Source organism: Roseovarius sp. E0-M6 (genome assembly GCF_037083845.1).
GTDB lineage: Bacteria > Pseudomonadota > Alphaproteobacteria > Rhodobacterales > Rhodobacteraceae > Roseovarius.
In genome coordinates this window covers 791,076-813,768 of the sequence record NZ_JBAPLA010000001.1, presented here as the reverse complement: position 1 = coordinate 813,768, position 22,693 = coordinate 791,076, and the positions used below count along the sequence as shown (strand labels likewise).

At 62.4% G+C, this 22,693-nt stretch carries 21 protein-coding genes; 10 read left to right on the top strand and 11 right to left on the bottom strand.

Going from position 1 to position 22,693, the window contains the following annotated elements; genetic code table 11:
- Positions 1-34: 34 nt before the first annotated feature.
- From V8359_RS04015 to V8359_RS04000, 4 genes are all read left to right on the top strand, one after another.
- Complete coding sequence (locus V8359_RS04015; RefSeq protein WP_336427418.1) at positions 35-1,702, top strand: nitrite/sulfite reductase; 1,668 nt, start codon at positions 35-37, stop codon at positions 1,700-1,702.
- Positions 1,689-2,426 carry a phosphoadenylyl-sulfate reductase gene (locus V8359_RS04010; RefSeq protein ID WP_336427417.1) on the top strand — a complete coding sequence of 246 codons (738 nt, stop codon included), beginning with the start codon at positions 1,689-1,691 and terminating at the stop codon, positions 2,424-2,426. Before V8359_RS04015 ends, V8359_RS04010 begins: the two co-directional genes overlap by 14 nt.
- A complete protein-coding gene (locus tag V8359_RS04005) occupies positions 2,423-2,827 on the top strand; it encodes a DUF934 domain-containing protein (RefSeq protein WP_336427416.1) in 405 nt (134 codons plus the stop codon). The genes V8359_RS04010 and V8359_RS04005 overlap by 4 nt, the downstream gene beginning before the upstream one ends.
- A 68-nt stretch (positions 2,828-2,895) precedes the next feature.
- On the top strand, positions 2,896-3,747 hold the full coding sequence (locus V8359_RS04000; protein WP_336427415.1) for a ferredoxin--NADP reductase: 852 nt from the start codon (positions 2,896-2,898) through the stop codon (positions 3,745-3,747).
- Positions 3,748-3,842: 95 nt separating this feature from the next.
- Here the strand turns inward: V8359_RS04000 and V8359_RS03995 are convergent, their stop codons facing one another.
- On the bottom strand, positions 3,843-4,931 hold the full coding sequence (locus V8359_RS03995; protein WP_336427414.1) for a hypothetical protein: 1,089 nt from the start codon (positions 4,929-4,931) through the stop codon (positions 3,843-3,845).
- A 212-nt stretch (positions 4,932-5,143) separates the two neighbouring features.
- On the opposite strand from V8359_RS03995, the gene infC reads away from it, so the two are divergent.
- The gene (gene infC, locus V8359_RS03990) at positions 5,144-5,767 is read left to right on the top strand and encodes a translation initiation factor IF-3 (RefSeq protein ID WP_442970324.1); all 624 of its coding nucleotides are present in this window, start codon (positions 5,144-5,146) and stop codon (positions 5,765-5,767) included.
- 71 nt (positions 5,768-5,838) lie between these two features.
- Here infC and V8359_RS03985 read toward each other — a convergent pair whose 3' ends face one another.
- The 5 genes from V8359_RS03985 to V8359_RS03965 form a co-directional block, all read right to left on the bottom strand.
- Entirely contained in the window at positions 5,839-6,099 is a 261-nt protein-coding gene (locus tag V8359_RS03985; protein WP_336427413.1) for a YetF domain-containing protein, read from the bottom strand.
- Between the two features lie 114 nt (positions 6,100-6,213).
- Positions 6,214-6,450, bottom strand: coding sequence for a hypothetical protein (locus tag V8359_RS03980; protein WP_336427412.1), 237 nt, complete (start codon positions 6,448-6,450; stop codon positions 6,214-6,216).
- Between the two features lie 51 nt (positions 6,451-6,501).
- Entirely contained in the window at positions 6,502-7,290 is a 789-nt protein-coding gene (locus tag V8359_RS03975; RefSeq protein WP_336427411.1) for an FAD binding domain-containing protein, read from the bottom strand.
- A 93-nt stretch (positions 7,291-7,383) separates the two neighbouring features.
- A complete protein-coding gene (locus V8359_RS03970; protein WP_336427410.1) occupies positions 7,384-9,744 on the bottom strand; it encodes a xanthine dehydrogenase family protein molybdopterin-binding subunit in 2,361 nt (786 codons plus the stop codon).
- A 91-nt stretch (positions 9,745-9,835) separates the two neighbouring features.
- On the bottom strand, positions 9,836-10,321 hold the full coding sequence (locus V8359_RS03965; protein ID WP_336427409.1) for a (2Fe-2S)-binding protein: 486 nt from the start codon (positions 10,319-10,321) through the stop codon (positions 9,836-9,838).
- A 184-nt stretch (positions 10,322-10,505) separates the two neighbouring features.
- Here V8359_RS03965 and V8359_RS03960 point away from each other — a divergent pair, with 184 nt between their 5' ends.
- Positions 10,506-11,711: a hypothetical protein gene (locus V8359_RS03960; protein ID WP_336427408.1), complete on the top strand. Its 1,206-nt coding sequence runs from the start codon at positions 10,506-10,508 to the stop codon at positions 11,709-11,711.
- Positions 11,712-11,720: 9 nt separating this feature from the next.
- Here V8359_RS03960 and V8359_RS03955 read toward each other — a convergent pair whose 3' ends face one another.
- The 5 genes from V8359_RS03955 to V8359_RS03935 all read right to left on the bottom strand — a co-directional run bounded on the left by V8359_RS03955 (position 11,721) and on the right by V8359_RS03935 (position 17,991).
- The gene (locus tag V8359_RS03955; protein ID WP_336427407.1) at positions 11,721-12,704 is read right to left on the bottom strand and encodes a molybdopterin-binding protein; all 984 of its coding nucleotides are present in this window, start codon (positions 12,702-12,704) and stop codon (positions 11,721-11,723) included.
- Entirely contained in the window at positions 12,701-13,735 is a 1,035-nt protein-coding gene (locus V8359_RS03950; RefSeq protein WP_442970308.1) for an XdhC family protein, read from the bottom strand. The genes V8359_RS03955 and V8359_RS03950 overlap by 4 nt, the downstream gene beginning before the upstream one ends.
- Before the next feature lie 107 nt (positions 13,736-13,842).
- Entirely contained in the window at positions 13,843-15,681 is a 1,839-nt protein-coding gene (locus V8359_RS03945; protein ID WP_336427405.1) for an OmpA family protein, read from the bottom strand.
- A gap of 94 nt (positions 15,682-15,775) precedes the next feature.
- Complete coding sequence (locus tag V8359_RS03940; RefSeq protein WP_336427404.1) at positions 15,776-17,020, bottom strand: vWA domain-containing protein; 1,245 nt, start codon at positions 17,018-17,020, stop codon at positions 15,776-15,778.
- A gap of 62 nt (positions 17,021-17,082) precedes the next feature.
- Positions 17,083-17,991 carry an AAA family ATPase gene (locus V8359_RS03935; protein WP_336427403.1) on the bottom strand — a complete coding sequence of 303 codons (909 nt, stop codon included), beginning with the start codon at positions 17,989-17,991 and terminating at the stop codon, positions 17,083-17,085.
- A 154-nt stretch (positions 17,992-18,145) separates the two neighbouring features.
- On the opposite strand from V8359_RS03935, the gene V8359_RS03930 reads away from it, so the two are divergent.
- From V8359_RS03930 to V8359_RS03915, 4 genes are all read left to right on the top strand, one after another.
- Positions 18,146-19,102, top strand: a complete 957-nt coding sequence (locus V8359_RS03930) for a phosphoadenosine phosphosulfate reductase (RefSeq protein ID WP_336427402.1) — start codon at positions 18,146-18,148, stop codon at positions 19,100-19,102.
- A gap of 59 nt (positions 19,103-19,161) precedes the next feature.
- Positions 19,162-20,196 (top strand): dihydroorotase, encoded by a 1,035-nt coding sequence (gene pyrC, locus V8359_RS03925; protein ID WP_336427401.1) that lies wholly within the window; start codon positions 19,162-19,164, stop codon positions 20,194-20,196.
- 75 nt (positions 20,197-20,271) lie between these two features.
- Complete coding sequence (locus V8359_RS03920) at positions 20,272-20,946, top strand: orotate phosphoribosyltransferase (RefSeq protein WP_336427400.1); 675 nt, start codon at positions 20,272-20,274, stop codon at positions 20,944-20,946.
- 215 nt (positions 20,947-21,161) lie between these two features.
- Positions 21,162-22,649: a replicative DNA helicase gene (locus V8359_RS03915; RefSeq protein ID WP_336427399.1), complete on the top strand. Its 1,488-nt coding sequence runs from the start codon at positions 21,162-21,164 to the stop codon at positions 22,647-22,649.
- Positions 22,650-22,693 lie beyond the last annotated feature (44 nt).

Genomic DNA, 22,693 nt, shown 5'->3' with positions numbered 1-22,693 from the left:
GAGCATCTGCCGTGGTGCCGAGAGGAGAAGACCAATGTATGACTACACCGATTTCGATGCCGCCTTCGTGGCCGAACGCAACCGCCAGTTCCGCGCGCAGGTCGAACGCCGCGTCGCCGGCCACCTGACCGAGGACGAATTCAAACCCCTGCGCCTCATGAACGGGCTCTACCTGCAACTGCACGCCTATATGCTCAGGGTCGCCATCCCCTATGGTACGCTCAACAGCGCGCAAATGCGTCAACTCGCGCTACTGGCCGAGAAATGGGACAAGGGGTATGGCCATTTCACCACGCGCCAGAACATTCAGTATAACTGGCCCAAGCTGCCGGACGTGCCCGACATGCTCGATGCACTGGCCGAGGTGAACCTGCACGCGATCCAGACCTCGGGCAACACGATCCGCAATGTCACCGCCGATCACTTCGCGGGCGCCGCCGCCGACGAGGTGGCCGACCCGCGCCCCGTGGCCGAGCTGCTACGCCAGTGGTCCACCGACCACCCGGAATTTCAGTTCCTGCCACGCAAGTTCAAGATTGCCGTCACCGGCTCGGACAACGACCGCGCTGTGATCAAGGCGCATGACATCGGCATTCAGGTGGTCGAACGCGACGGTGAGATCGGCTACCGCATCCTCGTCGGCGGCGGGCTTGGGCGCACGCCGATGATCGGCAAAGTCCTGAACGATTTCGTCAGCCAGAACGACCTGCTGCCTTATGTCGAATCCGTGGTCAGCGTCTGGAACCTGCTTGGCCGCCGCGACAACAAGTTCAAAGCGCGGATCAAGATCACTGTTCACGAACATGGCATAGACGAGATACGACGCCGCGTGGACGCTCATTTCGCCCGCATCAAACCCAGCTTTTCCGGCCTCGACACCACGCTTTTCGACGCAATCAAAGCTGCCTTCGCGCCGCCCGCATTCCGAAGCGAGAGCACGGCGATCTATGACACCGCCTATAAGACCGATCCCATTTTCCGCGCATGGGCCGACACGAATCTCTGGACCCACCGCGCGCCCGGCTATGCCATCGTTCAGATCAGCCTCAAGGCCCATGGCGCGACACCGGGTGATGCCACCGCAGATCAGATGCGCGTGATGGCGGATCTGGCGGAATTCTACGGCCATAACGAACTGCGCATCAGCCACGAACAGAACGTGATCCTGCCGCATGTTCATAAATCCGACCTGCCGGGCATTCACGGCATTCTCAAGAAACACGGGCTGGCCACCGCCAATATCGGGCTGATCAGCGATATCATCGCGTGTCCCGGAATGGACTATTGCGCGCTGGCGACCGCCCGTTCGATCCCTGTTGCCCAAGAGATCGCGACCCGCTTCGAAGAACTGAAGCTCGAACACGAGGTGGGCCCGCTCAAGATCAAGATTTCAGGCTGCATCAATGCCTGCGGGCATCACCACGTCGGCCATATCGGCATCCTCGGCCTCGACCGCGCGGGGGTCGAGAACTACCAGATCACGCTTGGCGGTGACGGCACCGAAGATGCAGCTTTGGGAGAGCGCACCGGCCCCGGCTTTGCCTATGATGAGATTGTTCCGGCCATCGAAAGGATCGTGTTGGCCTATCTCGCTCATCGCGACGGCCCCGGTGAAACCTTTCTCGCGGCCTATCGCCGCCTGGGCATCGCGCCGTTCAAGGCCGCGCTCTATGACGAGGAACAGGTGCATGCCGCAGAATAACGCCAAGACCCGCGTCGCGGGACTGAACGACCGGTATCGCCTTGATGCGGCAACAGCCGTGTTACGGCATGCCCTCACCGATACGCACGCCGGGCAACTTGCGCTGGTCTCAAGCTTCGGGGCCGAGTCGGTGGTTCTTCTGCACATGGTGTCGGTGATCGATCGCACTACGCCGGTGATCTTTCTCGATACCGAGCTGCTCTTTGCCGAAACGCTCGTCTATCAGCAGGAGGTGAGCGAACGGCTTGGTCTGTGCGATGTGCGGATCATCCACGCCGACAGACAGGATGTCGCGCGCACCGACCCCGAACAGACGCTGCACCGTCACGATACGGATGCCTGCTGCGACCTGCGCAAGACGCGGCCACTGGCCCGTGCGCTTGACGGGTTCGATGGCTGGATCACGGGGCGCAAACGCTATCACGGCGGATCGCGCGCCTCGCTCGACTTCTTCGAAACCGAGGACGGCACAGGCCGGATCAAGGTCAACCCGCTGGCCCATTGGAGCCGTGGCGACGTGCGCACTTACATGGAAGAAAATCGCCTGCCGCGCCATCCTCTTGTGGCGCGTGGCTATCCGTCGATCGGCTGCATGCCGTGCACGCGACCGGTCGATAACCCCGATGACGACCCTCGCGCAGGCCGCTGGGCGGGAAGTGAAAAAACCGAATGTGGCATTCACCTCGTGGATGGCAAACTTGTGAAATCAGGAGAAGACGCATGAGCATTCTCGTTACCGACCGGGGTTTTGCCCCCGACGACTGGACCACCCCGATCACCGCGCTCGAAGATGCGCGCCCCGGGCATGGCATCGACTTGCCCTCCTCGACCGACCCGGTTGAACTTTCGGGCCAGCTCTCGGGTGTCACCATGATCCGCGTGGACTTTCCCAGCTTTGCCGACGGGCGCGGTTTCACCATCGCGCGGCAATTGCGGCTGATGGGCTATGAGGGGCGTCTGCGTGCAAGGGGCCACGTGATAGCCGATCAATACGCAATGGCCCGGCGCGCGGGCTTCGACGAGGTCGAGATCAGCGATGAACTGGCCATACGTCAACCCGAAGATCAGTGGCTCTTCCGGGCCGACTGGCGCAACCACGACTATCAGGCGCGCCTGCGCGGATAACGCCCCTTCACCTGACGCAGATCAATGAGTATCAGGAGGTGTCGGCGTATGACGTCGGCATATTGCCAATGAACGAGATGACCAGTTTGACCAACGCGGCCCCCAGCAAAGCGACACCCACCCTGCCCGATGCCCAGACAGTGACCGAAGTCACGCACTGGACGGACCGGCTCTTTTCCTTTCGTGTCACGCGACCTGCCTCGCTTCGCTTCCGCTCGGGCGAGTTCGTGATGATCGGCCTCATGGGCGAGCCGCATCCCGACACCGGCAAGCAGAAGCCGCTTCTGCGCGCCTATTCCATCGCCTCCCCCTCATGGGATGACGAGCTTGAGTTCTATTCGATCAAAGTGCAGGACGGCCCACTTACCTCGCGGCTTCAGCATATCGAAGCGGGTGATCAGATCATCCTGCGCCCCAAACCCGTTGGCACGCTCGTCCACGACGCGCTGCTCCCGGGGCGGCGCATCTGGTTCTTCGCCACCGGCACCGGCTTTGCGCCCTTCGCCTCACTCCTGCGCGATCCGCAAACCTATCATGACTACGATGAGGTTGTGATAACCCACACCTGTCGTGAGGCCGGTGAACTGGCCTATGGGGCCGAGATCATCAACCGCATCCGCCATGATGACATGCTCGAAGAGCTGATCGGTGAAGGCTTTGCCGACAAGATCCGTTATTACCCCACCACGACTCGCGAAACCTCGGCCAAGATGGGGCGTATCACTGATCTTCTGCGCTCGGGCGAACTGTTCTCGGATCTGGGCATCGATCCGATCAACCCCGAGACGGACCGCGCGATGATCTGCGGCAACCTCGCCTTCAATCTTGAACTCAAGGAACTTCTCGAAGGCTACGGCCTCAAGGAAGGGGCTAATTCAGACCCGCAAACCTATGTCGTGGAAAAGGCATTTCTTGACTGATGTCCTGACCGTCCGAACGCGTCCAAATACGAAAAAACCCGCGCAGATCATGCTGCGCGGGTTCTTCTTTTCAACGACGGGTCAAACCTGACCGCTTATTCGCTCATGCCGAGACGATTGCGAAGCTGGGTCAGAACCTGCTCCAGAACCTCGGGATCATCACGTGCCTTCTCAAGCGCCGATTTCGTCGCCAACTTGATACCGGCATTGAGGTTTGAGTCATCCACCATCTGCACGGCCGAGTCGTAATCGAACCCGTCAACGGTCAGCACATCGGGAACCTTCACACCGTCGATCGTTTCCGCTGCCTCCTCGGTCGCAGTGGCCGCATCCTCGGTTGTGTCCGCGCCATCCGTGGCATCGTCTGTCGCCGCAGCCGCATCGTCAGCGGTCTCTTCCGTCGCGTTCATCGCATCGTCAGCTGCGTCGTCGGTTGCCTCGGTCGCATCCTCGGTGGTCGCCGCCGCGTCGTCCATGACCTCGTCCGTTGCCGCATCTGCGTCATCAGCGGCTTCTTCCGTCGCAGCAGCCGCATCGTCAGCCGCCTCTTCGGTTGCCTCGGGCGCGTCCTCGGTGGTGGCTGCCGCGTCGTCCATGTCCGCGTCCGTTGCCGCAGCTGCGTCTTCAGCGGTTTCTTCCGTCGCTGCAGCCGCATCGTCAGCCGCGTCGTCGGTTGCCTCAGCCGCGTCCTCGGTGGTCGCCGCCGCGTCGTCCATGACCTCGTCCGTTGCCGCATCGGCGTCGTCAGCGGCTTCTTCCGTCGCAGCAGCCGCATCGTCAGCCGCCTCGTCGGTTGCCTCAGCCGCATCCTCGGTGGTGGCTGCCGCGTCGTCCATCGCCTCGTCCGTTGTCGAAGCGGCATCGTCAGCCGCCTCTTCCGTCGCGTTCATCGCGTCGTCGGCGGCCTCTTCGGTTGCCTCGGCTGCGTCGTCCATGGCGTCGTCCGTCGCGGTGATCGCATCGTCGATCGCATCACCTGCGGCCTCTGCTGCGTCTTCCGTGGCGGTCACGGCATCATCAACCGCATCCTCAGCCGCGTCCGAAGCCTCATTCATTTCATCTTCCAGCGTCGTTTCCGTAACGCCGGTTTCTTCCATCACTTCTTGCGGCGATTTGCCAGTGATCAGGAGATAACCGCCAATCAGGACGATCGCAGCCAGAACAATCCAGAGCAGATTTCTCATCAAACTATCCCTTTTTCAGTGCCTGTCGGCGCTTAGCCAACTTTGCTTTCATGCTTTCAAATGGAGCAACCCGGCGCAAGCGGCAAGGGGAAAACACGCATGATTCGGCTCAATTCGGCCAATATCCGACCTCTCTCACCATCTTTTTTCAAATCCATACACTCGGCTTACCGGGCTGGCACCGTGGGGTCGCTAAACCCTGATATCTACCCATATTCGCGCTTGAAACACTTCGGAGGGGGGGCTACGTTGCGGCCTCGAACAAGATCCATCATCGAAGGAACAAAGCCATAGCCCGCAGACCTCATAACGCGCCCCCAACGCGCGACACCGGCCCCAAAGTCAATGACCGCATCCGCGCCGACGAAATCCGCCTTATCGGCGCCGATGGCGAGAATGTGGGTGTCGTGACACCTGAGCGCGCTATGGAAATGGCCGAAGAGGCCGGGCTTGATCTGGTCGAGATTTCGCCCAACGCCAATCCGCCTGTCTGCAAGATTATGGATTACGGCAAATACAAGTATGAACAACAAAAGCGCGAGTCCGAAGCGCGCAAGAAACAGAAGGTGATCGAGGTCAAGGAAGTCAAGTTCCGGCCCAACACCGACACCCATGATTACGACGTTAAAATGCGTAACGTCATGAAGTTTCTGGAAAATGGCGACAAGGTCAAGATCACCATGCGGTTTCGCGGGCGCGAAATGGCGCACCAGCAGCTTGGCCGCGAATTGCTTGAACGTGTGGCGGGCGATATCGACGGCGTGGGCAAGGTCGAAAACATGCCCAAAATGGAAGGCCGTCAGATGATCATGATCATCGCGCCTTCCAGCCGCTAAGCACCGTCCGTCAAGCGTCGCCTGCCGACGCCACGAAAGGTGATCCCATTATATCCGGCGCGCCCTTCGGGTCAGCGCCGGACATCCGATAACGGCTCGTCCGACATGGTGCGCTGCACCCCGTCGTCATACAAGACGCTCACCTCCCCGCTGCGTTCCACGATCACCGCGCGGACGACATCAAGGTCAAAAATATTCGCCTCGCGCAGTTTGGCCCAAAGATCCTGACGGGTCATATCCGCCTTGGCAAGGTTGTCATCCAGAACCTCCCGCCCCTCCATCACCAGAAGCGGCGTGTTCTCCAATATCCGATCAACAAAACCGAACCGCACACGCGCCTGCGCAAGACCAAAGCGTTTCGCGAAAAACCTGACTCACAGATTTTCGCGAAACGCAGCGCGAAATTCAGGCGTTGCACGCGTTTCGCCTTTCGCTGATCTCTCAGGTCAAAGGCGAAACGCTTTAATCTGAAGCGCGAAAAGCGCGGCCAGCGCCACAAGCGGCACCGTGACGTGGGTGTCTGGCGACATGACCGACGCCCCAAGGATCGACCCGAACGAGACGGTGATCGCAAAGTCGAAGCCCGACATCTTCGCAAAGGTGCGCAGACCTTGCATCCGGCTGAAAACGATGATCGCCCCAAGCGTCAGCGCGGCATGGATCAGAATCGTCGCATAAGTCATCTGGACCGCTCCAAGACGATCAAAGATCCCGGTCCGGCAAATCGGGCCGCCTTACCCCGCAGCCGTCACGCCCCGCCGCGTCAGGACGCCAACAAGATGCGCGCGATAGGCCGCCTGCCCATGAAGATCGCTGATCATGGTGTCCGCAGGCGGGCTCATCCCGGTCAGCGCCTCTGCCGAGAAATCATTCGCCAATGCCTCTTCCGCCTCGGTCCAGCGGAACACTCCCTCTTCCGACGCTCCGGTCACCGCAACGCGCACGCCATTCGCGTGCCGTGCCACGAAAACACCGACCAAAGGAAAGCGCGAGGCAGGTTGCTCGAACTTCTCATAGGCCGCCGCTTCAGGAACCGGAAAACGCACTTCGGTGATGATCTCACCCTCCTCAAGCGCGGTCGCGAACATGCCCTCGAAAAAGTCGTCGGCGCCAATCTCGCGCGCATTGGTGACCACGGTCGCCCCCGAAGCCAGCACCGCCGCAGGATAACAGGCCGAGGGGTCGTTATTGGCAAGGCTCCCGCCGATGGTGCCCCGGTTACGCACAGCCGGATCGCCGATCCGCGCGGCCAGCGACACAAGCGCCGGATAGGTCGCGGCCCCCTCGACAACACCGGCATGGGTGGTGCCGCCACCGATACAGATGCGCCCGTCATCATCGGTGCAGACACCTTGCATCTCGGCGATCCCCGACAGGCTCACCAGAACCGAGGGCGCCGCCAACCTCTGTTTGAGCGACGGGATAAGGGTCTGTCCACCGCCAAGCGCCTGGGCCTCTTCCGCCCCAAGCGCCTTCACCGCCTCATCAATCGTGCCGGGTCGCTTCAGATCGAACGCGTACATCTTTTCAACCTCCCTGAAGAAAGCCCGCCAAGCCTTTCTTCTTGCTAAAAATATCCCGGGGTCCGGGGCAGAGCCCCGGAAACGCCCGCTGTCTTATCCCTGCATCGCCGTCCAGACGCGGCTCGGTGTCAGCGGCATGTCGATATGCGCCACGTCATGCCCCCCCGACTGAAGCGCGTCTATGACCGCGTTCACCACCGATGGCGGGCTGCCGATGGCCCCCGCCTCGCCACAGCCCTTCACACCCAGTGGATTGTGGGTACACGGCGTCTGGCACGAATGATCGACCGTGTAGAACGGCACATCATCTGCGCGCGGCATCGCATAATCCATGTAGGACCCGGTCAGAAGCTGGCCATCCTCGTCATAGGCGCAGGCCTCCAGCAGCGCCTGCCCGATGCCCTGCGCGATCCCGCCATGGACCTGACCATCTACGATCATCGGGTTGATCACATTGCCGAAATCGTCGGTCGCCGCGAAGCGTTCTACGGTCACCTTGCCGGTCTCGGGGTCCACCTCGACCTCACAGGCATACGCGCCTGCCGGATAGGTGAAGTTCGCCGGGTCGTAAAACGCGGTTTCCTCAAGGCCCGGTTCGATCTCGTCCAAGGGATAGTTGTGCGGCACATACGCGGCCAGCGTCACATCGCCCCACGCGACCGATTTGTCGGTGCCTGCCACGCTGAACTGACCGTCCTTGAGCTCGACATCCGCTTCGCTCGCCTCCATGAGGTGCGCCGCGATCTTGCGCGCCTTGGCGATGATTTTCTCGGTGGCGCGCACCATTGCGCTGCCCCCGACGGCGATGGAGCGGCTGCCATACGTGCCCATGCCCATCGGCGTGTTCGCGGTGTCGCCATGTTCGATCTCGATCATGTCCGCATCGATGCCGATCATCTCCGACACCACTTGCGCAAAGGATGTCTCGTGTCCTTGCCCGTGGCTGTGGCTGCCGGTCATGACGGTGATGCCGCCAGTGGCGTTGACCCGCACGGTTGCCGATTCGTAAAGTCCCGCCCGCGCACCCAGCTGCCCGACAAGGTTGCTGGGCGCGATGCCGCATGCCTCGATATAGCTGTTGATGCCAAGCCCGCGCAGCAGACCCTTCTTTTCGCTCTCCTTACGTCGCGCCTCGAACCCCTTGAGGTCCGCAATCTCTTCGAGTTTGTCCATCGTGGCGTTGTAATCGCCCGTGTCGTATTCCACTGCCACGGGCGTGGCATAGGGAAATTCAGTCACGAAATTCTGCCGCCTGAGCGCGATCGGATCAACGCCGAGTTCGCGCGCCGCCTTGTCGATCAGCCGCTCAAGCTGGAAGGTCGCTTCGGGCCGCCCCGCACCGCGATAGGCATCCACGGGCACGGTGTTGGTAAAGACCGCCTTCACGTTCACATAGATGACCGGGGTCTTGTAGTTTCCCGCCATCAACGTGCCATGTAGCCAGGTCGGAATCGAGGGCGCGAAAGTCGAAAGATAGGCCCCCATGTTGGCGTATGTATCGGTGCGGATCGCGGTAAAATTATTGTCCTTGTCAAGCGCCAGGTCGATCTTGGTGACGTGGTCGCGCCCATGCGCGTCCGACATGAACGCCTCACCCCGCGTCGATGTCCACTTGACCGGGCGGTTCAGCGCCTTGGCCGCGAAGGTGCAGAACGCCTCTTCGGCATAGTGAAATATCTTCGAGCCGAAACCACCGCCCACATCCGGCGCCACAACCCTCAGCTTGTGCTCGGGAATACCCAGCACGAAGGCCCCCATCAGAAGGCGGATCACATGCGGGTTCTGGGAGGTGGTATAAAGCGTGCTGTCGCCCGTGGCGCGACTGAAATCGCCCACCGCGACGCGCGGCTCCATCGCGTTCGGGATCAGGCGGTTATTGACAAGTTCAAGTGTCGTGACATGTGCCGCCGCTTCAATGGCGTCATCCACGGCCTGCTTGTTGTCCTCCACGAACCCCCAGTCATAACAGAGGTTCGAGGTCAGATCGTCATGCACCTTGGTCGCGCCCTCCTCAAGCGCCGCCTTCATGTCCACCACCGCGGGCAGATCGTCTATATCCACCATGATCGCTTCGGCGGCATCGCGGGCCGCATCACGGCTTTCGGCAACCACGGCGGCGATGATCTCTCCGACGTGGCGCACCTTGCCGCGCGCAATGACCGGATGGCCCGGCTCCTGCATCGGGTTGCCGTCGCGGTCCGTCACCTGCCAGCCGCACGGCAAACCGCCGACCTCTTCGAAATCGGCACCGGTAAAGATGCGGATGACGCCGGGCATCGCCTCGGCCTCACCGGTGTCCACGGACTTGAGTGTGCCATGAGCCACATCCGACCGCAGGAAATGCACATAGGCCTGCCCGCGCAGATTGATGTCGTCGGTATAATTGCCCGTGCCGGTCAGAAACCGCACGTCCTCGCGCCGCTTGGTGCTGGCCCCGATGCCTCCGTCTGGCATGTCTCGTCCTCCCTCTCGTGCGGTGGGATGGCACCCACCTTACATGGCGTCGCTTAGTGGCGCGGGCCGGGTGTCAAACCCCGATCCGGCGCTATTCCGCCGCGATCCCTGTCGCATCCTGCCCGGATGCCACCATGATCGCCTTGACAATGTTGTGATATCCCGTGCAGCGACAGATATTGCCCTGAAGATAATGCCGTATCTCGGCTTCGCTCGGCTTGGGGTTCTCCTTGAGCAACGCATGCGCGCTCATCACCATACCCGGAGTGCAGAAACCGCATTGCAGGCCGTGATGGTCCTGAAACGCCTGCTGCACATAGTCGAGCGTGCCATCGGCCTCGCCCATCCCCTCGATGGTGGCGATCTCGGCCCCTTCAGCTTCGCCCGCAAAGATCGAACAGGCCTTTACCGCCTTACCATCCACGTGCACGAGACAGGCACCGCACTGGCTGGTGTCGCATCCCACAGGGGTGCCGGTGAGACCCACATTTTCCCTCAGGAAGTCAACACGAAGCGTCCGGCCCTCTATTTCTCCGGCGACGTTCTTGCCGTTCACAGTCATGCTGACCTGCGGCATCGGCTCCTCCCAGTTGGCTGTTCTATCGTTGGCTGACGATGAGTAAAGCACGCAAAACGCGACTTGAGAACCCGGTAAATTGATCAGACGGCTTCCCTTTGACAGGTTCACCCGCGCGCAATACGCTTCCAACATGGTGCAAATGCCACCCTCCACATCCCGATCAATTGCGACGATCATCTCTTTGCTGATGGTCTGCATGGTGCTGCCCGGCGTGTTTCACCCCGCACATGCCCAAGAGCCTCAGCTTCCCTCGCCCCTCGAACTTGATTTCTTTCCGCCCTGCGCCTGCACTCAGAAAACGCTCCCACAACCGGGAACATGGGCGATCGAGGTTCAGGATTTCACGATGCGCGACGCAAAGGATTCGATGAATTCACACAATGGGGATGACAACGGGTTTTTCGACGCCGATCTGACCCTTCGCCGCAAATTCTGTGGTGAAAAGCTGGATTTCCCCTTCAGCGCCAAGCCACCACTCAACATGCTTGTTGGCTTTGTGCCCGAAGCGGATGGCAACTGGACGCTCGCACCGGGGTCGCGGCCCATGGGGGGCCAAGGCTCGGCTCGGCTCACACCGCAGAGGGGCACGCAACCGCCACAGGCGTTCAGTGGCAGCCTCGCCTCGGTCAGTTCCAACGGCGTCGCCGATTTTCTCTTCACTCTCTCTCTGCGCGACGGCGAAACACCGGGCCTCACGCCCAGCCCGGTCATGGACCAGATCGAAAATCTGACCGGACGCCGCGCCGAAAATTGGCCCGATCTTGCCTGCTGGTGCCGTCAGGCCGAACAATCCTATCGTTCGGCTTGGCAGATCAGGCAAAGCTTCCTCGACCCTGCGTTGCTGGAACAAGCGGAAGGGCGCGGAGCTTTTCCCGGAAAAATTCCGATCTTCGAAGGTCAATCAGACTGGGAAAGCCTGGCCGCCGGCGATTTCGAGGTGCGTCTTGTCGACACCCCGCCCGGCGAGAATTATCAGGCGCGGGTGAATGAGGCCGCGAATGCGCGGGTCATGGCCGAGAATTATCTACCGCTAGACCACATATACGCAGGCGGGCGGGGTGTTTCACGCGCCGCCGGGACAACCCTCAAGGATTGCGCCAAGAATGTCCCTCACTCTGTGATGCCACTCAAGGAAGCCGCCAGTCATATCCACGAGGACATCCATGTCGCTGACTGCCTGCGCGCCAAGGAAACCTACAATCAGTTGAACGGCAAACGCCTGACCCGCAAAATTCTCGGGGAACAGCATTTTGCGGAGACATGGTTCAACACCCCGGCCAATCTCAGCGACGCCGAGGACCGGGCCTATGCCGCCACGATGCGGTTCTTCCTGGATTTCCACAGCGCCCATTGCCGCCCGATCATCCGCGCCTTCGATCTGGAATGAGCCCTCGGCTCACCCGCGCCGGGGGCGTGGCCGTGTCGGGATCTCCTTGAGCAATCCGCCCACCCCCATCGCGGCGATTTCCGCGTCCGCGAGTCCGACATCACAGACCACCCGGCCCAGAATCCAGTCCGCGCCATGCAGAACCGGCGATCGCGCGCTCCCCGGCAGACCGATCACCGGCATAGCGCCAAGCGCACCTATGAAAGAAAGATTGCCGGGGTCGACCGGGATACCAAACCTCACGATCCGACCTCCCGCGAGGCGCAGGGCCTCGGGCGCGGTGTCACGGATGTCCGACGTGGCCGACCCCGTCAGGACCAAGGCGACCTCGCCCCGCACCCGCCCAAGCGCCTCGGCCATGGGTTCGACCTCATGCGCGACGCGCTGGGTTTCCTCAAGCCGCATGTCGAATCCCGCCAGACGTTCCTCGATGGCCTCCACCCCCTTGAGGCCGGGGCCACCGGGACACTCACTCACGATAAGCGAGGCCGTGCGATACCGTGGCCGCGCAAGCCGCATCGCGCCACGGGCCGCTGTCTCGGCCCGGATCAGCGCCGCGTCGGAAACCCCATAAGAGATGATCTTGATGGTCGCGACCATCCCGCCCCGGCGCAACGGATGGAACGGTGCGACCGTGGCAACGGTGATCAACGGATCGACCGCGTTTGCCGCGTGTATCGCCCCGGCATCCAGAACCGCCAGTCCCGCCTGCGACGCCAGCAAATTCACCCGGCCCGTGGCCGCCCGCGTGACGTTGAGCCCGTCCGCCCCCTCGCACAGCGCCGCAGCCAGCCGGGCGGCAGCCGCGTCTTCGTGAACATCCCCCGGTTCAAGCTGAGCGACCGTCACCTCACTCAGGCCCGCCTGCCGCAGCGCGCCCAGATGATCGGGTGTGAGGATCGCGCCCTTGCGCAGCCGCCCGTCCGCCACCTGCTCGGAATGAGCCAGGATCGCGCCTTCCGCGTCCGTCAGGGGCACGGAACCGAATTTCACCCGGCCCCCCGCAGGGTCTGCACGATCTGCGCCAGGATCGAAACGGCGATCTCGGCGGGCCCCGACGCCCCTATATTCAGTCCCACAGGGCCGTTGATCCGGGCGATCTCATCGCCGGCAATGCCCTGCTCTCGCAGCCGCTCATCACGTTTTCCAGCGGTCCGGGTCGATCCGAGCGCCCCTATATAAAAAGCATCCGAATCCAACGCCTTGCGCAAGGCCGGATCGTCAAGCTTGGGATCGTGGGTCAACGTGACCACCGCCGTGCGCAGGTCAAGCCCGATCCGGTCAAGCGCCTCATCCGGCCAATCGTCAACGATCGTCTCGCCGGGAAACCGCTCTTGACTTGCGAAGGCGGCACGCGGGTCCACGATCACCGGATCAAACCCTGCGATGCGCGCCATCGGCACGAGTGCCTGCGCGATATGGACCGCGCCCACCACGATCAAGCGCAGCGGCGGGTTGTGAATGGCCACGAACGTCTCTCCGTCCGCTTCGAACCCGGACCGGTCAAGCCGGAACCGCTCGGCCAGCCGGGTCTCTGCTTCATCATCGCCGGCCTGCCCGGCGGGTGCGCGCACAAGCCGTGGTGGCGTGGTCACGCCCGTGATACAGGCCACCGGAACGCGCCGGGACCGAAATTCGCAAAGCTCCGCCAGAACATCCTCGGGCATCGCCTCGCCCACCGGCTCGACAAGAACCCGGATCGTGCCGCCACAGGCCAGCCCAACGGCAAAGGCATCGCCGTCGCTGACCCCGTATTCAAGTAGTATGGGCTTGCCTGTCTCAAGCGCGTCCAGTGCCTCGGCCACGACCGCGCCTTCCACGCATCCCCCCGATACGCTTCCCGCCATGTCCGCGTCGCCCGAAATGGCCAGTTGGCTGCCCATCCGTCGCGGCGCGCTGCCCCATGTTCCGACCACCGTGGCCAGCGCCGCGCGTTTGCCGGCCCGGTGCCACCGCAGGGCGGTTTCGGGGATGTTCTCAAATCTCGGGTCCACAGCGGCCCACCTCGTTGTTTCGCCCCACATTATGCGGCGCAGCGCCCGGCGGCACAAACCAAAAAGGCGCGCCCCTCCTTTATGTGAAAAGGGCGCGCCGTGCTGTCACAGGCCGCTCGGCCTGTCATATCTTGCGGTCAGCGTTCGTTCAGCAAGGGTGTGATATTGCGAACCGCTGCGCGGCGGTTGGCGCGGATATCCCCCGCCCGGCGCACCTTGAGATCGGATTCGCCATAGCCCTGAACAATCATATTCGCGGGGGGGACGTCGAAATACTCGGTCAGCGCAAGCGCCACGGATTCCGCGCGCCGGTCCGACAGTGCAAGATTATAGCTTGCCGGGCCAACTGTGTCGGTGTGCCCTTCAATCAGGAACACCTGACTAGGATCACGTCCGATAGCATCTTTCATCGCCTGCCCGAGCGCCGAAAGCTCTTCGGCCTCGGCCGGACGAATGACGGCTGATCCGGTTTCGAAATTGACCGTATCAAGCGCGACCACAGGAACCTGATGGCGCACAGCATCGATATAGCGCACTTGGTTGAGCGAATAGGTCCGGCTGATATCAACAGCCTGATCGGCGGCCAAGGCCGCGCGCAACTCATCCGTCCGGGCATTTGTGAAATCGTATTCCTGAGCCCGCGACCGGTTCAACTCATCGACATCAACCCGCGCAAACTCCCGCGTGTCGTCGAAAAGCTCGACCTGCGTGCCATCGGGCAACACCCGAACCCGGCGTAGAACGCGCCCGTTCTCGGCGCGCACCGTGATCGTCTCGGTTCCGTCCTGCGCGGTCACGACCGTGCGGGTCGACCCGTCCGAATAGGTCTGTGTCTCCACCGTGCTGCCGGGGCGCCGAAGAAGTGTGTCATCGTCCTTGATGATGCGGTATTGGCCGTCCTTTTCGACAACCACCCGGTCGCCGCTATTTGAGACGACCCGACTGTTGTCATTCAGAAGCGACCCCACAGCGTAGGCCCCGAGCCCCACAGCGGCAGCGGTGCCAAGGGTTCTAAGAATAGCGTCATCGTCGTTATCCGCGCTTGCAGCTGTATTGGCGTTGGCTGTCGCCCCTGCCGTGCTGTCAACCTCCGTCTGGAACTCCTCGTCCGAGGAGCGCGCCACCTCTTCGGTGATGGTGACTTCGTCGCTCTCCACAACCTCACCTTCGTCCGACGCGGCGGCGGCTTGTGCCTCTTCCTCGGCCTGTGCGGCGGCCTCGGCCTGCGCCTCGGCGCGGGCCGCCCGCTCTTCGGCGCTCTCGGCCAGCATCGGGTCCGCGGCCTCACGGGCGCGTTGTTCGTCATCCGCCGAACCGGCGACATAGGCTCCGTTCCCGTCGGATTGACTCTCTTCTGCGGTTTCCGACCTGTCGGTATCGGCTTCCGCCTCAACTTCACCTTCGGCTTGTTCCGTTTCGGCCTGCTCAGTGGCAAGATCGGCCTCTATCTCGGCTTCTGTCGGCGTCTGATCCCCACCGGTATCGGCCTGCTGGCGCGCCTCGGCTTCGCTGTCGGCCGATCCGGCCACGAAGGCGTCATCGGTCTGATCATCCACATCGCCCTCCGGTTCAGAGGCAGCCTGAGTGTCCGTTTCGGCCTGTGCGGCATCGGGCGCGGGCTCGGCCTCTTCGGTCACAGCATCTGACGCCTGCCCAGCGGCTTGTTCCGTGGCCTGTTCGGTGGCCTGTCCGCCGCGATCGCCCGAACCTTTACCAGCCTGCTGACGGGCCTCGGCCTCGCTATCGGCCGATCCCGCAACAAAAGCCCCCGTCGCATCGCCCAAAAGCTGACCGGATGACAAAAGCTCGTTCCGCTGTGCGTTGGTCTCAACCAGAATATCGAGTTCCGGCACCATACAGGGCAACTCTGAGTCGATTGTGCATGTGGGCGTCTCCTCCGCCACAAGCGGCGCGGGTGCCGCGAGCGAGAATGACAGCGCGAGCGCCGTCGAATTTCTGAGTGTTGGACGTTTCATACCAGTGTCCTTTCATCGCATCTGACTTGGGCGCGGAATCCTGCGCCAATCCTGCGTGAAACGTCCGTTTCTTCCTGCTTGTTCCGTGACCCGGCTACAGCTCCGCCATCAGGCGCGATTTTTCGCCGGTGTCATCGGCGCGCGAAATCGCATTCGCCAACTCCTCCAGCGACGCGACCGAATGCCCCGCTCGGAACGAATCCACATACGGCAGAAGCGCGCGAATACCCTCGGCCTTCGGGGCAAACCCCTCCCACCGCAGCAGCGGGTTGAGCCAGATGAAATGCCGCGCCGTCAATTGCAGCCTCTCGGCCTCCTTGGCCAGCGCCTCGGGCGCCCCACGGTCAAGGCCGTCCGTGATCAGCAGCACAACAGCGCCCTGCCCCATGACCCGTCGTGACCAATCACGATTGAAGACATGCAGGCAGTCACCGATGCGCGTTCCACCTTCCCAATCCTGCGCCTCGCGCCCGGCGGCGGCCAATGCGGCATCAACATCCCGCGTGCGCAGATGCCGGGTGATATTGGTCAGCCGCGTGCCAAAGGTGAACGCATGCAATTCGGCCCAGCCCTGTCCCTGATGGTTGGCGACGGCGTGCAGAAAATGAAGCACCATCCGGCTATATTGGCTCATTGATCCCGAGATGTCACACAGCACCACGAGGTTGGGCCACCGTTGGCGCGGCACCGCCTTCTGAAGCGCCCCGATCTCGCCCCCGCGCCGCATCGCGGCCCGAAGCGTGCGGCGCGGATCAAGCCGAGGCCCGGTGGTGGCCGCCTTGCCCCGGCGCGAGGCGAGCGGATTCACCGGAAGGCGCAGCCGCGACAGCATGCGTTTGGCTTCGGCCACTTCGCGCGCGGTCATCTGTTCAAAGTCAAGACTGCGCAGCCGCTCCTCGCGCGACATCGTGGCGCTCGCGTCCACCTCGATGGATAGCTCGTCCGCGCCACTGTCCGGCATGTCGGGTGCGTGCCCGTCAAGCAGCGCCTCGGCGGCCCGCGTTTCGGCATCGCGGGCGTCGCGATCCTCCTGCACGCCCCGGATCGCGGGCAACATCATCGCCATCATGTGTTCCATGAAACGCGGATCGCGCCAGTAAAGCCGGAAAACCTGTGCAAAGACAGCCCGCTCCTCGGGGCGCGAGACGAACACGGCGCGCAGCGTGTGGAAAAAGTCCGCGCGGGAGGTGAACCCAACCGCTTCGACCGCGCGAACCGCCTCGATCACCCGGCCCGGCCCGGCCCGCAGGCCGGCCTTACGCAAGGCGCGCGCGAAATGCGCGATGTTCTCGCTCAGCCGTGGATGCTCGGGCAGGTCGATCTTCGTATACTCAGGCATCGAACCACCTCGGGGCGCCCCGCGCGCCGCCCGGTCTCACAAGATGCGCCCAAACCGGCCCGTCACCCCGCATCAAGCCCCTCGCGCACCTGATCCAGAATGCGCTTGGCCTCCGAGCCCTGCAACTTCGCGATGTCGTCCTGATACTTCAGCACCGCACCCAGCGTGTCGGCAATCACCTCGGGGCTAAGCTCGATCACGTCGAGCGCAAGCAGGCATTTGGCCCAATCGATGGTTTCTGCGACCCCGGGCCGCTTGAACAGGTCTTCGGTCCGCAACGCCTGCACGAAGGCGACGATCTCCCGGCTCAGCGTCTCGGCGGCCTCGGGCACCTGCGCGCGCAAAATCTCCATTTCACGCGCGGCATCGGGATACTCGACCCAATGATAAAGACACCGCCGCTTGAGCGCGTCATGCACCTCGCGGGTGCGATTCGATGTCAGGATCACGATTGGCGGCGTCGGCGCGCGGATCGCGCCCAGTTCGGGGATCGTCACCTGAAATTCACTCAGCGCCTCAAGCAGGAACGCCTCGAACGGGGCGTCCGTGCGGTCCAGCTCATCAATCAAAAGCACCGGAGGCCCCGCCGGATCGGCGCGCATCGCCTGAAGAAGCGGCCTCTCGATCAGGAACTCCTCCGAGAACAGCTCCTCGCGCAGCGCCTGCCGGTCCGCGCCCCCCGCGGCCTCCGCGGTGCGGATCGCGATCATCTGCGCCGCGAAATTCCACTCGTAAACGGCGCTTGCTGCATCAAGCCCTTCGTAACATTGTAACCGGATCAGCTTGCGGCCCAACCCGGCGGCCAGCGCCTTGGCGATCTCGGTCTTGCCAACTCCCGCCTCCCCTTCAAGAAAGACAGGCCGGCCCAACCGCAAGCCAAGGAAAATGACAGTGCCCAGATCGCGGGCGCAAACATAGCCTTGCGCCGCCAGCATCGCCTGGACCTCTTCGATGGATGCGATATCGCTCATTGTCTCCCCTTTTGCCATGCCACTCCATACATGACGTATTGAGTTGTCTAGCAAACCTCATGGAATTTCCCAAATTCTGACAGGATTGACACATATGCCCCTCCGCAAACAGCCGGTAAAACCCGGCGCAGACCAAATCTCGAGGACACGAGCGATGCAGGATGCAGCCAATACCTTCGACACGCCGCTTTCCGGGCTGGCCTCGCGCGACGAATGGCTCGACAAAGTGTCCGAAGTGGTCGATGACGACGGATATGCCGAGCGTCTGGGCGATAGCCACAGCGCGATTTTTGTCGAAGACGGCAAGACGCTGCTTGTGACTTTCGAAACCCATTCCAGCATCGCGCGTCTCTCCGAGGACGCGCAGCCGATGGGCTGGGACATGGTCAAGGCGCTGGGCTGGTCGAGCTTGTGCCTGATCAGCGACGGCGACACGTGGTTTCGCTCACCGCGCGTCTTTGGATATTTCGACCGGCTCGTCGATGACGGCTTCTTCGAGGATTTCGATCAGGTGATCTTCTACGGCGCGGGCCCCTGCGGCTATGCGGCGGCGGCCTTCTCGGTGGCGGCCCCCGGCGCCAAGGTCGTGGTGGTACAGCCGCAAGCAACACTCGATCCGCGCATCGCCGAATGGGACGACCGCTATCGCCATAAGCGCCGGGTTTCCTTCGATGACCGCTATGGTTATGCCCCCGACACGATCGACGCCGCGGCGCAAGCCTTTGTGCTCTATGACCCCGAGATTGAGCTTGATGCGATGCACGCCGCACTTTTCACGCGGCCCAACGTCACCCGCTTCCGGATGCGCTATATGGGCACCGATCTGGAAACCGGACTGATGCGAATGCAGGTTCTCTACCGCATCTTCGCCCAGCTCAGCGCGGACAAGCTCGATGTCCTCAGCCTCGCACAGCTCTTTCGCAACCGGCGCACCGATGCGGGCTATCAGTTCGGCCTGCTGCGCCGCCTGACCGGGGCACAGCGCGACGCGCTGACCTTGCGGCTGGCGCGCTTCGTGCTCGCCCGGCGCAACGCCCCGCCCTTCCGCAAGGCGCTCAGCGCCGCCAAGTCGCGGCTCGAGGCCCGGCAATCGGACACGGGCGACGGCTGACGCCCGCCACCGTTCCAAACCTCTGGCCCTGACGCGTGCGATTGTGTAAGCGGACGGCCATGACCCAGACACTCACGATCCGCCGCCCCGACGACTGGCACCTGCACCTGCGCGATGGCGCCATGTTGCGCGGCCTTCTGCCCGAAACCGCCCGTCACTTTGCGCGCGCTATCATCATGCCCAATCTGGTGCCGCCAGTGGTCACCGGGGCCGAGGCCGCGGCCTACCGCGATCGCATTCTCTCGGCGCGCCCCGAAGGCGCCGATTTCACCCCGCTTATGACGCTTTACCTCACCGAAGACACCGACCCCGAGGATGTGGCGGCGGCGCATGCCTCGGGCCTAGTCACGGCGGTCAAGCTTTATCCGGCCGGGGCCACCACCAATTCCGCCTCCGGCGTGCGCGATTTCGACCGGGTGCGCCCGGTGCTTGAACGCATGGCCGAAATCGGCATGCCGCTCTGCGTCCACGGCGAAGTCACCGATCCCGAGGTCGACATCTTCGACCGTGAGGCAGCATTCATCGACCGCGTGCTTGACCCGCTGCGCCGCGCCACCCCCGGCCTGCGCGTGGTGATGGAACACATCACGACCCGCCAAGGCGTGGACTATGCGCGCGACGGCAAGGATCTCGGCGCCACGATCACCACGCATCACCTTGTGATCAACCGCAACCACATCCTCGTTGGCGGGATCAAACCGCATTACTATTGCCTTCCCGTGGCCAAGCGCGAAGAGCATCGGCTGGCCCTGCGCGCCGCCGCCACCTCGGGCGATCCCACCTTTTTTCTCGGCACCGATAGCGCCCCTCATGCCGATCCCGCGAAGGAAAGCAGCTGTGGCTGCGCGGGCTGTTTCACCGCCACCAACACGATGTCGATCCTCGCCGACGTCTTTGAGATGGATAACGCGCTCGACCGGCTCGAAGGCTTCACGTCGCTGCACGGCCCGGCTTTCTACGGTCTGCCCGCCAACGATGCGACGCTCACCCTGACACGTGGAGCGCCGGTCAACTACCCTGCCAAGATCGAAACAGGCGACGGACCCGTCACCGTCTTCGACCCGCAAATGCCCCTTCACTGGAGCGTGTCCTAGCCCTTCTTCTTGCCCGAAATATCCCCGCCGGAGGCACGAAAACCCGGCGCCTCGCTAAGTCAAAGGACCCCTCGCATGATCCCCACGAGCTTCCCGCCCAAAGACGAGATCGCCCGCCTTTCGGCGCGTATGCTGCTGGAAACGGGTGCCGTCCACTTCAACGCGGCGGAACCGTTCACACTGGCCTCGGGCCTGCGCTCGCCCACCTATGTCGACTGCCGCAAGCTTATCAGCTTTCCGCGCATCCGTGCCACGCTGATGGACTTTCTCACTGTCACAGTGATGCGCGACGCCGGGTTCGAGGCGTTCGACAATATCGCCGGCGGCGAGACGGCGGGCATCCCCTTCGCAGCACTTGTGGCCGAACGGATGGCCCTGCCGATGACCTATGTCCGCAAGAAACCCAAGGGCTACGGTCGCAACGCCCGCATCGAAGGCGCGATGACCGAAGGGGAACGCGTGTTGCTGGTCGAGGATCTGACCACCGATGGCGGCTCCAAGCTCAGCTTCGTTGACGCCATCCGCGACACCGGCGCCACCTGCGCCCACACCGCCGTGATCTTCAATTACGGAATTTTCCCGGAAACCGGGAAAACCCTCGGCGATCATGGCGTGACCCTGCATCACCTCTGCACTTGGTGGGACGTTCTGGCCGAAGCCCGGTCCCAGAAAACCTTCGACATGGCCACGCTGAACGGCGTCGAAGAATTCCTCCATGACCCCCGCGGATGGCAATCCACGCGTGCCTGATCCAAGCCCGCAGGCCGGGTGACGCAAGATCACCTGGCCAGACGACCGCCTTGTCGCATCTATATATTGATGGCATATTTTCCCTGCACACATCATCTGGCGCAACATCTGGCACGGGGCAGGCGCTCCACGCGATATCCACAGAAACATACAATTTGCCTGCACCGGGCGTGCCGTTCTAAGACCGATGATCATCAGCGACGCAGGGAATCAAAATGAGCGAAGTTGCCGTTTTCAATGCCACCGGAACCGACGCGCAGGCCTCCGACGCGATGCCGCATTCGATCGAGGCCGAACAGCAGCTTCTGGGCGCCATCCTGACCAACAATGACGTGTATGATCGTGTCGCCGCCGTCATCGGCCCGCAGCATTTCTACGATCCCGTCCATGCCCGCATCTATGAAACCGCGGCGGCGCGCATCGCGCGCAACAATCTCGCCTCGCCGGTAACCCTCAAGGCCTTCCTCGAAGAGGATGAGGGCCTCAAGGAACTCGGCGGCCCGGCCTATCTGGTGCAGCTTGCCGGTGCCGCGATTTCAAGTTTTGCCGTGCGCGACTACGCCCAGATGATCTATGACATGGCCATCCGCCGCGAACTGATCGGATTGGGGCACGACATCGCGGGCAAGGCATCGCGCGCCGACGTGACAAGCGAACCCAAAGATCAGATCGTCGAAGCCGAGCAAAAGCTCTATCAGCTTTCTGAACAGGGTCAGACAGAAACCGGGTTTCAAAGCTTTCTCAAGGCTGTAACCGACGCTGTTAATGTGGCCAATGCCGCGTATCAGCGCGATGGCGGCCTTGCGGGTGTCTCCACCGGTCTGATGGACATGGACAAGAAGCTGGGGGGCCTGCACAGTTCTGACCTTCTGATCCTTGCCGGGCGCCCCTCGATGGGCAAGACCTCACTCGCGACGAACATCGCGTATAACGTGGCCAAGACATATCGCCGCGGCACCCTGCCCGACGGCTCCGAAGGCGCGGTCGAAGGCGGCGTCGTTGGCTTCTTTTCGCTTGAGATGAGCGCCGAGCAACTGGCCGGTCGGATTCTCGCCGAGGCTTCCGAAATTTCCTCGCACAAGATTCGTCAGGGCGACATGACCGAAGAGGAATTCCGCCGCTTTGTCGAGGCCGCTAAGCAACTCGAAAGCTGCCCGCTCTATATCGACGACACCGCCGCCATCCCGATTGCTCAGCTCGCCGCCCGTGCACGTCGGCTCAAGCGGACACACGGGCTTGATCTGCTGGTGGTGGACTACCTGCAACTTGTGCGCGGAACCTCGGATAACCGGGTGCAGGAGATTGGCGAAATCTCTATGGGTCTCAAGGCGATAGCCAAGGAACTTAACATCCCTGTCCTCGCCCTGTCTCAGCTGAGCCGCATGGTCGAAAGCCGCGAGGACAAGCGCCCGCAACTCTCGGATCTGCGCGAATCGGGTTCGATTGAACAGGACGCCGATGTGGTGATGTTCGTCTTCCGCGAGGAATATTACGCCGAACGTGAAAAGCCGTCCGAAGAGAAGCTGGACGAAATGGCGGGCTGGCAGGAACGTATGTCCCGCCTGCACGGCAAGGCCGAAGTGATCATCGGCAAACAGCGTCACGGCCCCATCGGAACCGTCGAGCTTAGCTTCGAATCACAATTCACCCGTTTCGGCAATCTTGTGAAGCCATGGCAACAGACGGGTGATCAGGACTTCTAAAGCTTTTCGCGAAAAACCTGACTCACAGATTTTCGTGAAACGCA

Coding starts and splice junctions, on each gene's coding strand:
- V8359_RS03965 (WP_336427409.1), bottom strand. CDS start 10,321: ATGCCGCAGGTCAGCATGACTGTGAACGGCAAGAACGTCGCCGGAGAA.
- V8359_RS03915 (WP_336427399.1), top strand. CDS start 21,162: ATGAGCGAAGTTGCCGTTTTCAATGCCACCGGAACCGACGCGCAGGCC.
- V8359_RS03970 (WP_336427410.1), bottom strand. CDS start 9,744: ATGCCAGACGGAGGCATCGGGGCCAGCACCAAGCGGCGCGAGGACGTG.
- pyrC (WP_336427401.1), top strand. CDS start 19,162: ATGACCCAGACACTCACGATCCGCCGCCCCGACGACTGGCACCTGCAC.
- V8359_RS03945 (WP_336427405.1), bottom strand. CDS start 15,681: ATGAAACGTCCAACACTCAGAAATTCGACGGCGCTCGCGCTGTCATTC.
- V8359_RS04000 (WP_336427415.1), top strand. CDS start 2,896: ATGAACGAGATGACCAGTTTGACCAACGCGGCCCCCAGCAAAGCGACA.
- V8359_RS04005 (WP_336427416.1), top strand. CDS start 2,423: ATGAGCATTCTCGTTACCGACCGGGGTTTTGCCCCCGACGACTGGACC.
- V8359_RS03940 (WP_336427404.1), bottom strand. CDS start 17,020: ATGCCTGAGTATACGAAGATCGACCTGCCCGAGCATCCACGGCTGAGC.
- V8359_RS03930 (WP_336427402.1), top strand. CDS start 18,146: ATGCAGGATGCAGCCAATACCTTCGACACGCCGCTTTCCGGGCTGGCC.
- V8359_RS03920 (WP_336427400.1), top strand. CDS start 20,272: ATGATCCCCACGAGCTTCCCGCCCAAAGACGAGATCGCCCGCCTTTCG.
- V8359_RS03980 (WP_336427412.1), bottom strand. CDS start 6,450: ATGACTTATGCGACGATTCTGATCCATGCCGCGCTGACGCTTGGGGCG.
- V8359_RS03935 (WP_336427403.1), bottom strand. CDS start 17,991: ATGAGCGATATCGCATCCATCGAAGAGGTCCAGGCGATGCTGGCGGCG.
- V8359_RS03975 (WP_336427411.1), bottom strand. CDS start 7,290: ATGTACGCGTTCGATCTGAAGCGACCCGGCACGATTGATGAGGCGGTG.
- V8359_RS04015 (WP_336427418.1), top strand. CDS start 35: ATGTATGACTACACCGATTTCGATGCCGCCTTCGTGGCCGAACGCAAC.
- V8359_RS03995 (WP_336427414.1), bottom strand. CDS start 4,931: ATGAGAAATCTGCTCTGGATTGTTCTGGCTGCGATCGTCCTGATTGGC.
- V8359_RS04010 (WP_336427417.1), top strand. CDS start 1,689: ATGCCGCAGAATAACGCCAAGACCCGCGTCGCGGGACTGAACGACCGG.
- V8359_RS03950 (WP_442970308.1), bottom strand. CDS start 13,735: ATGTGGGGCGAAACAACGAGGTGGGCCGCTGTGGACCCGAGATTTGAG.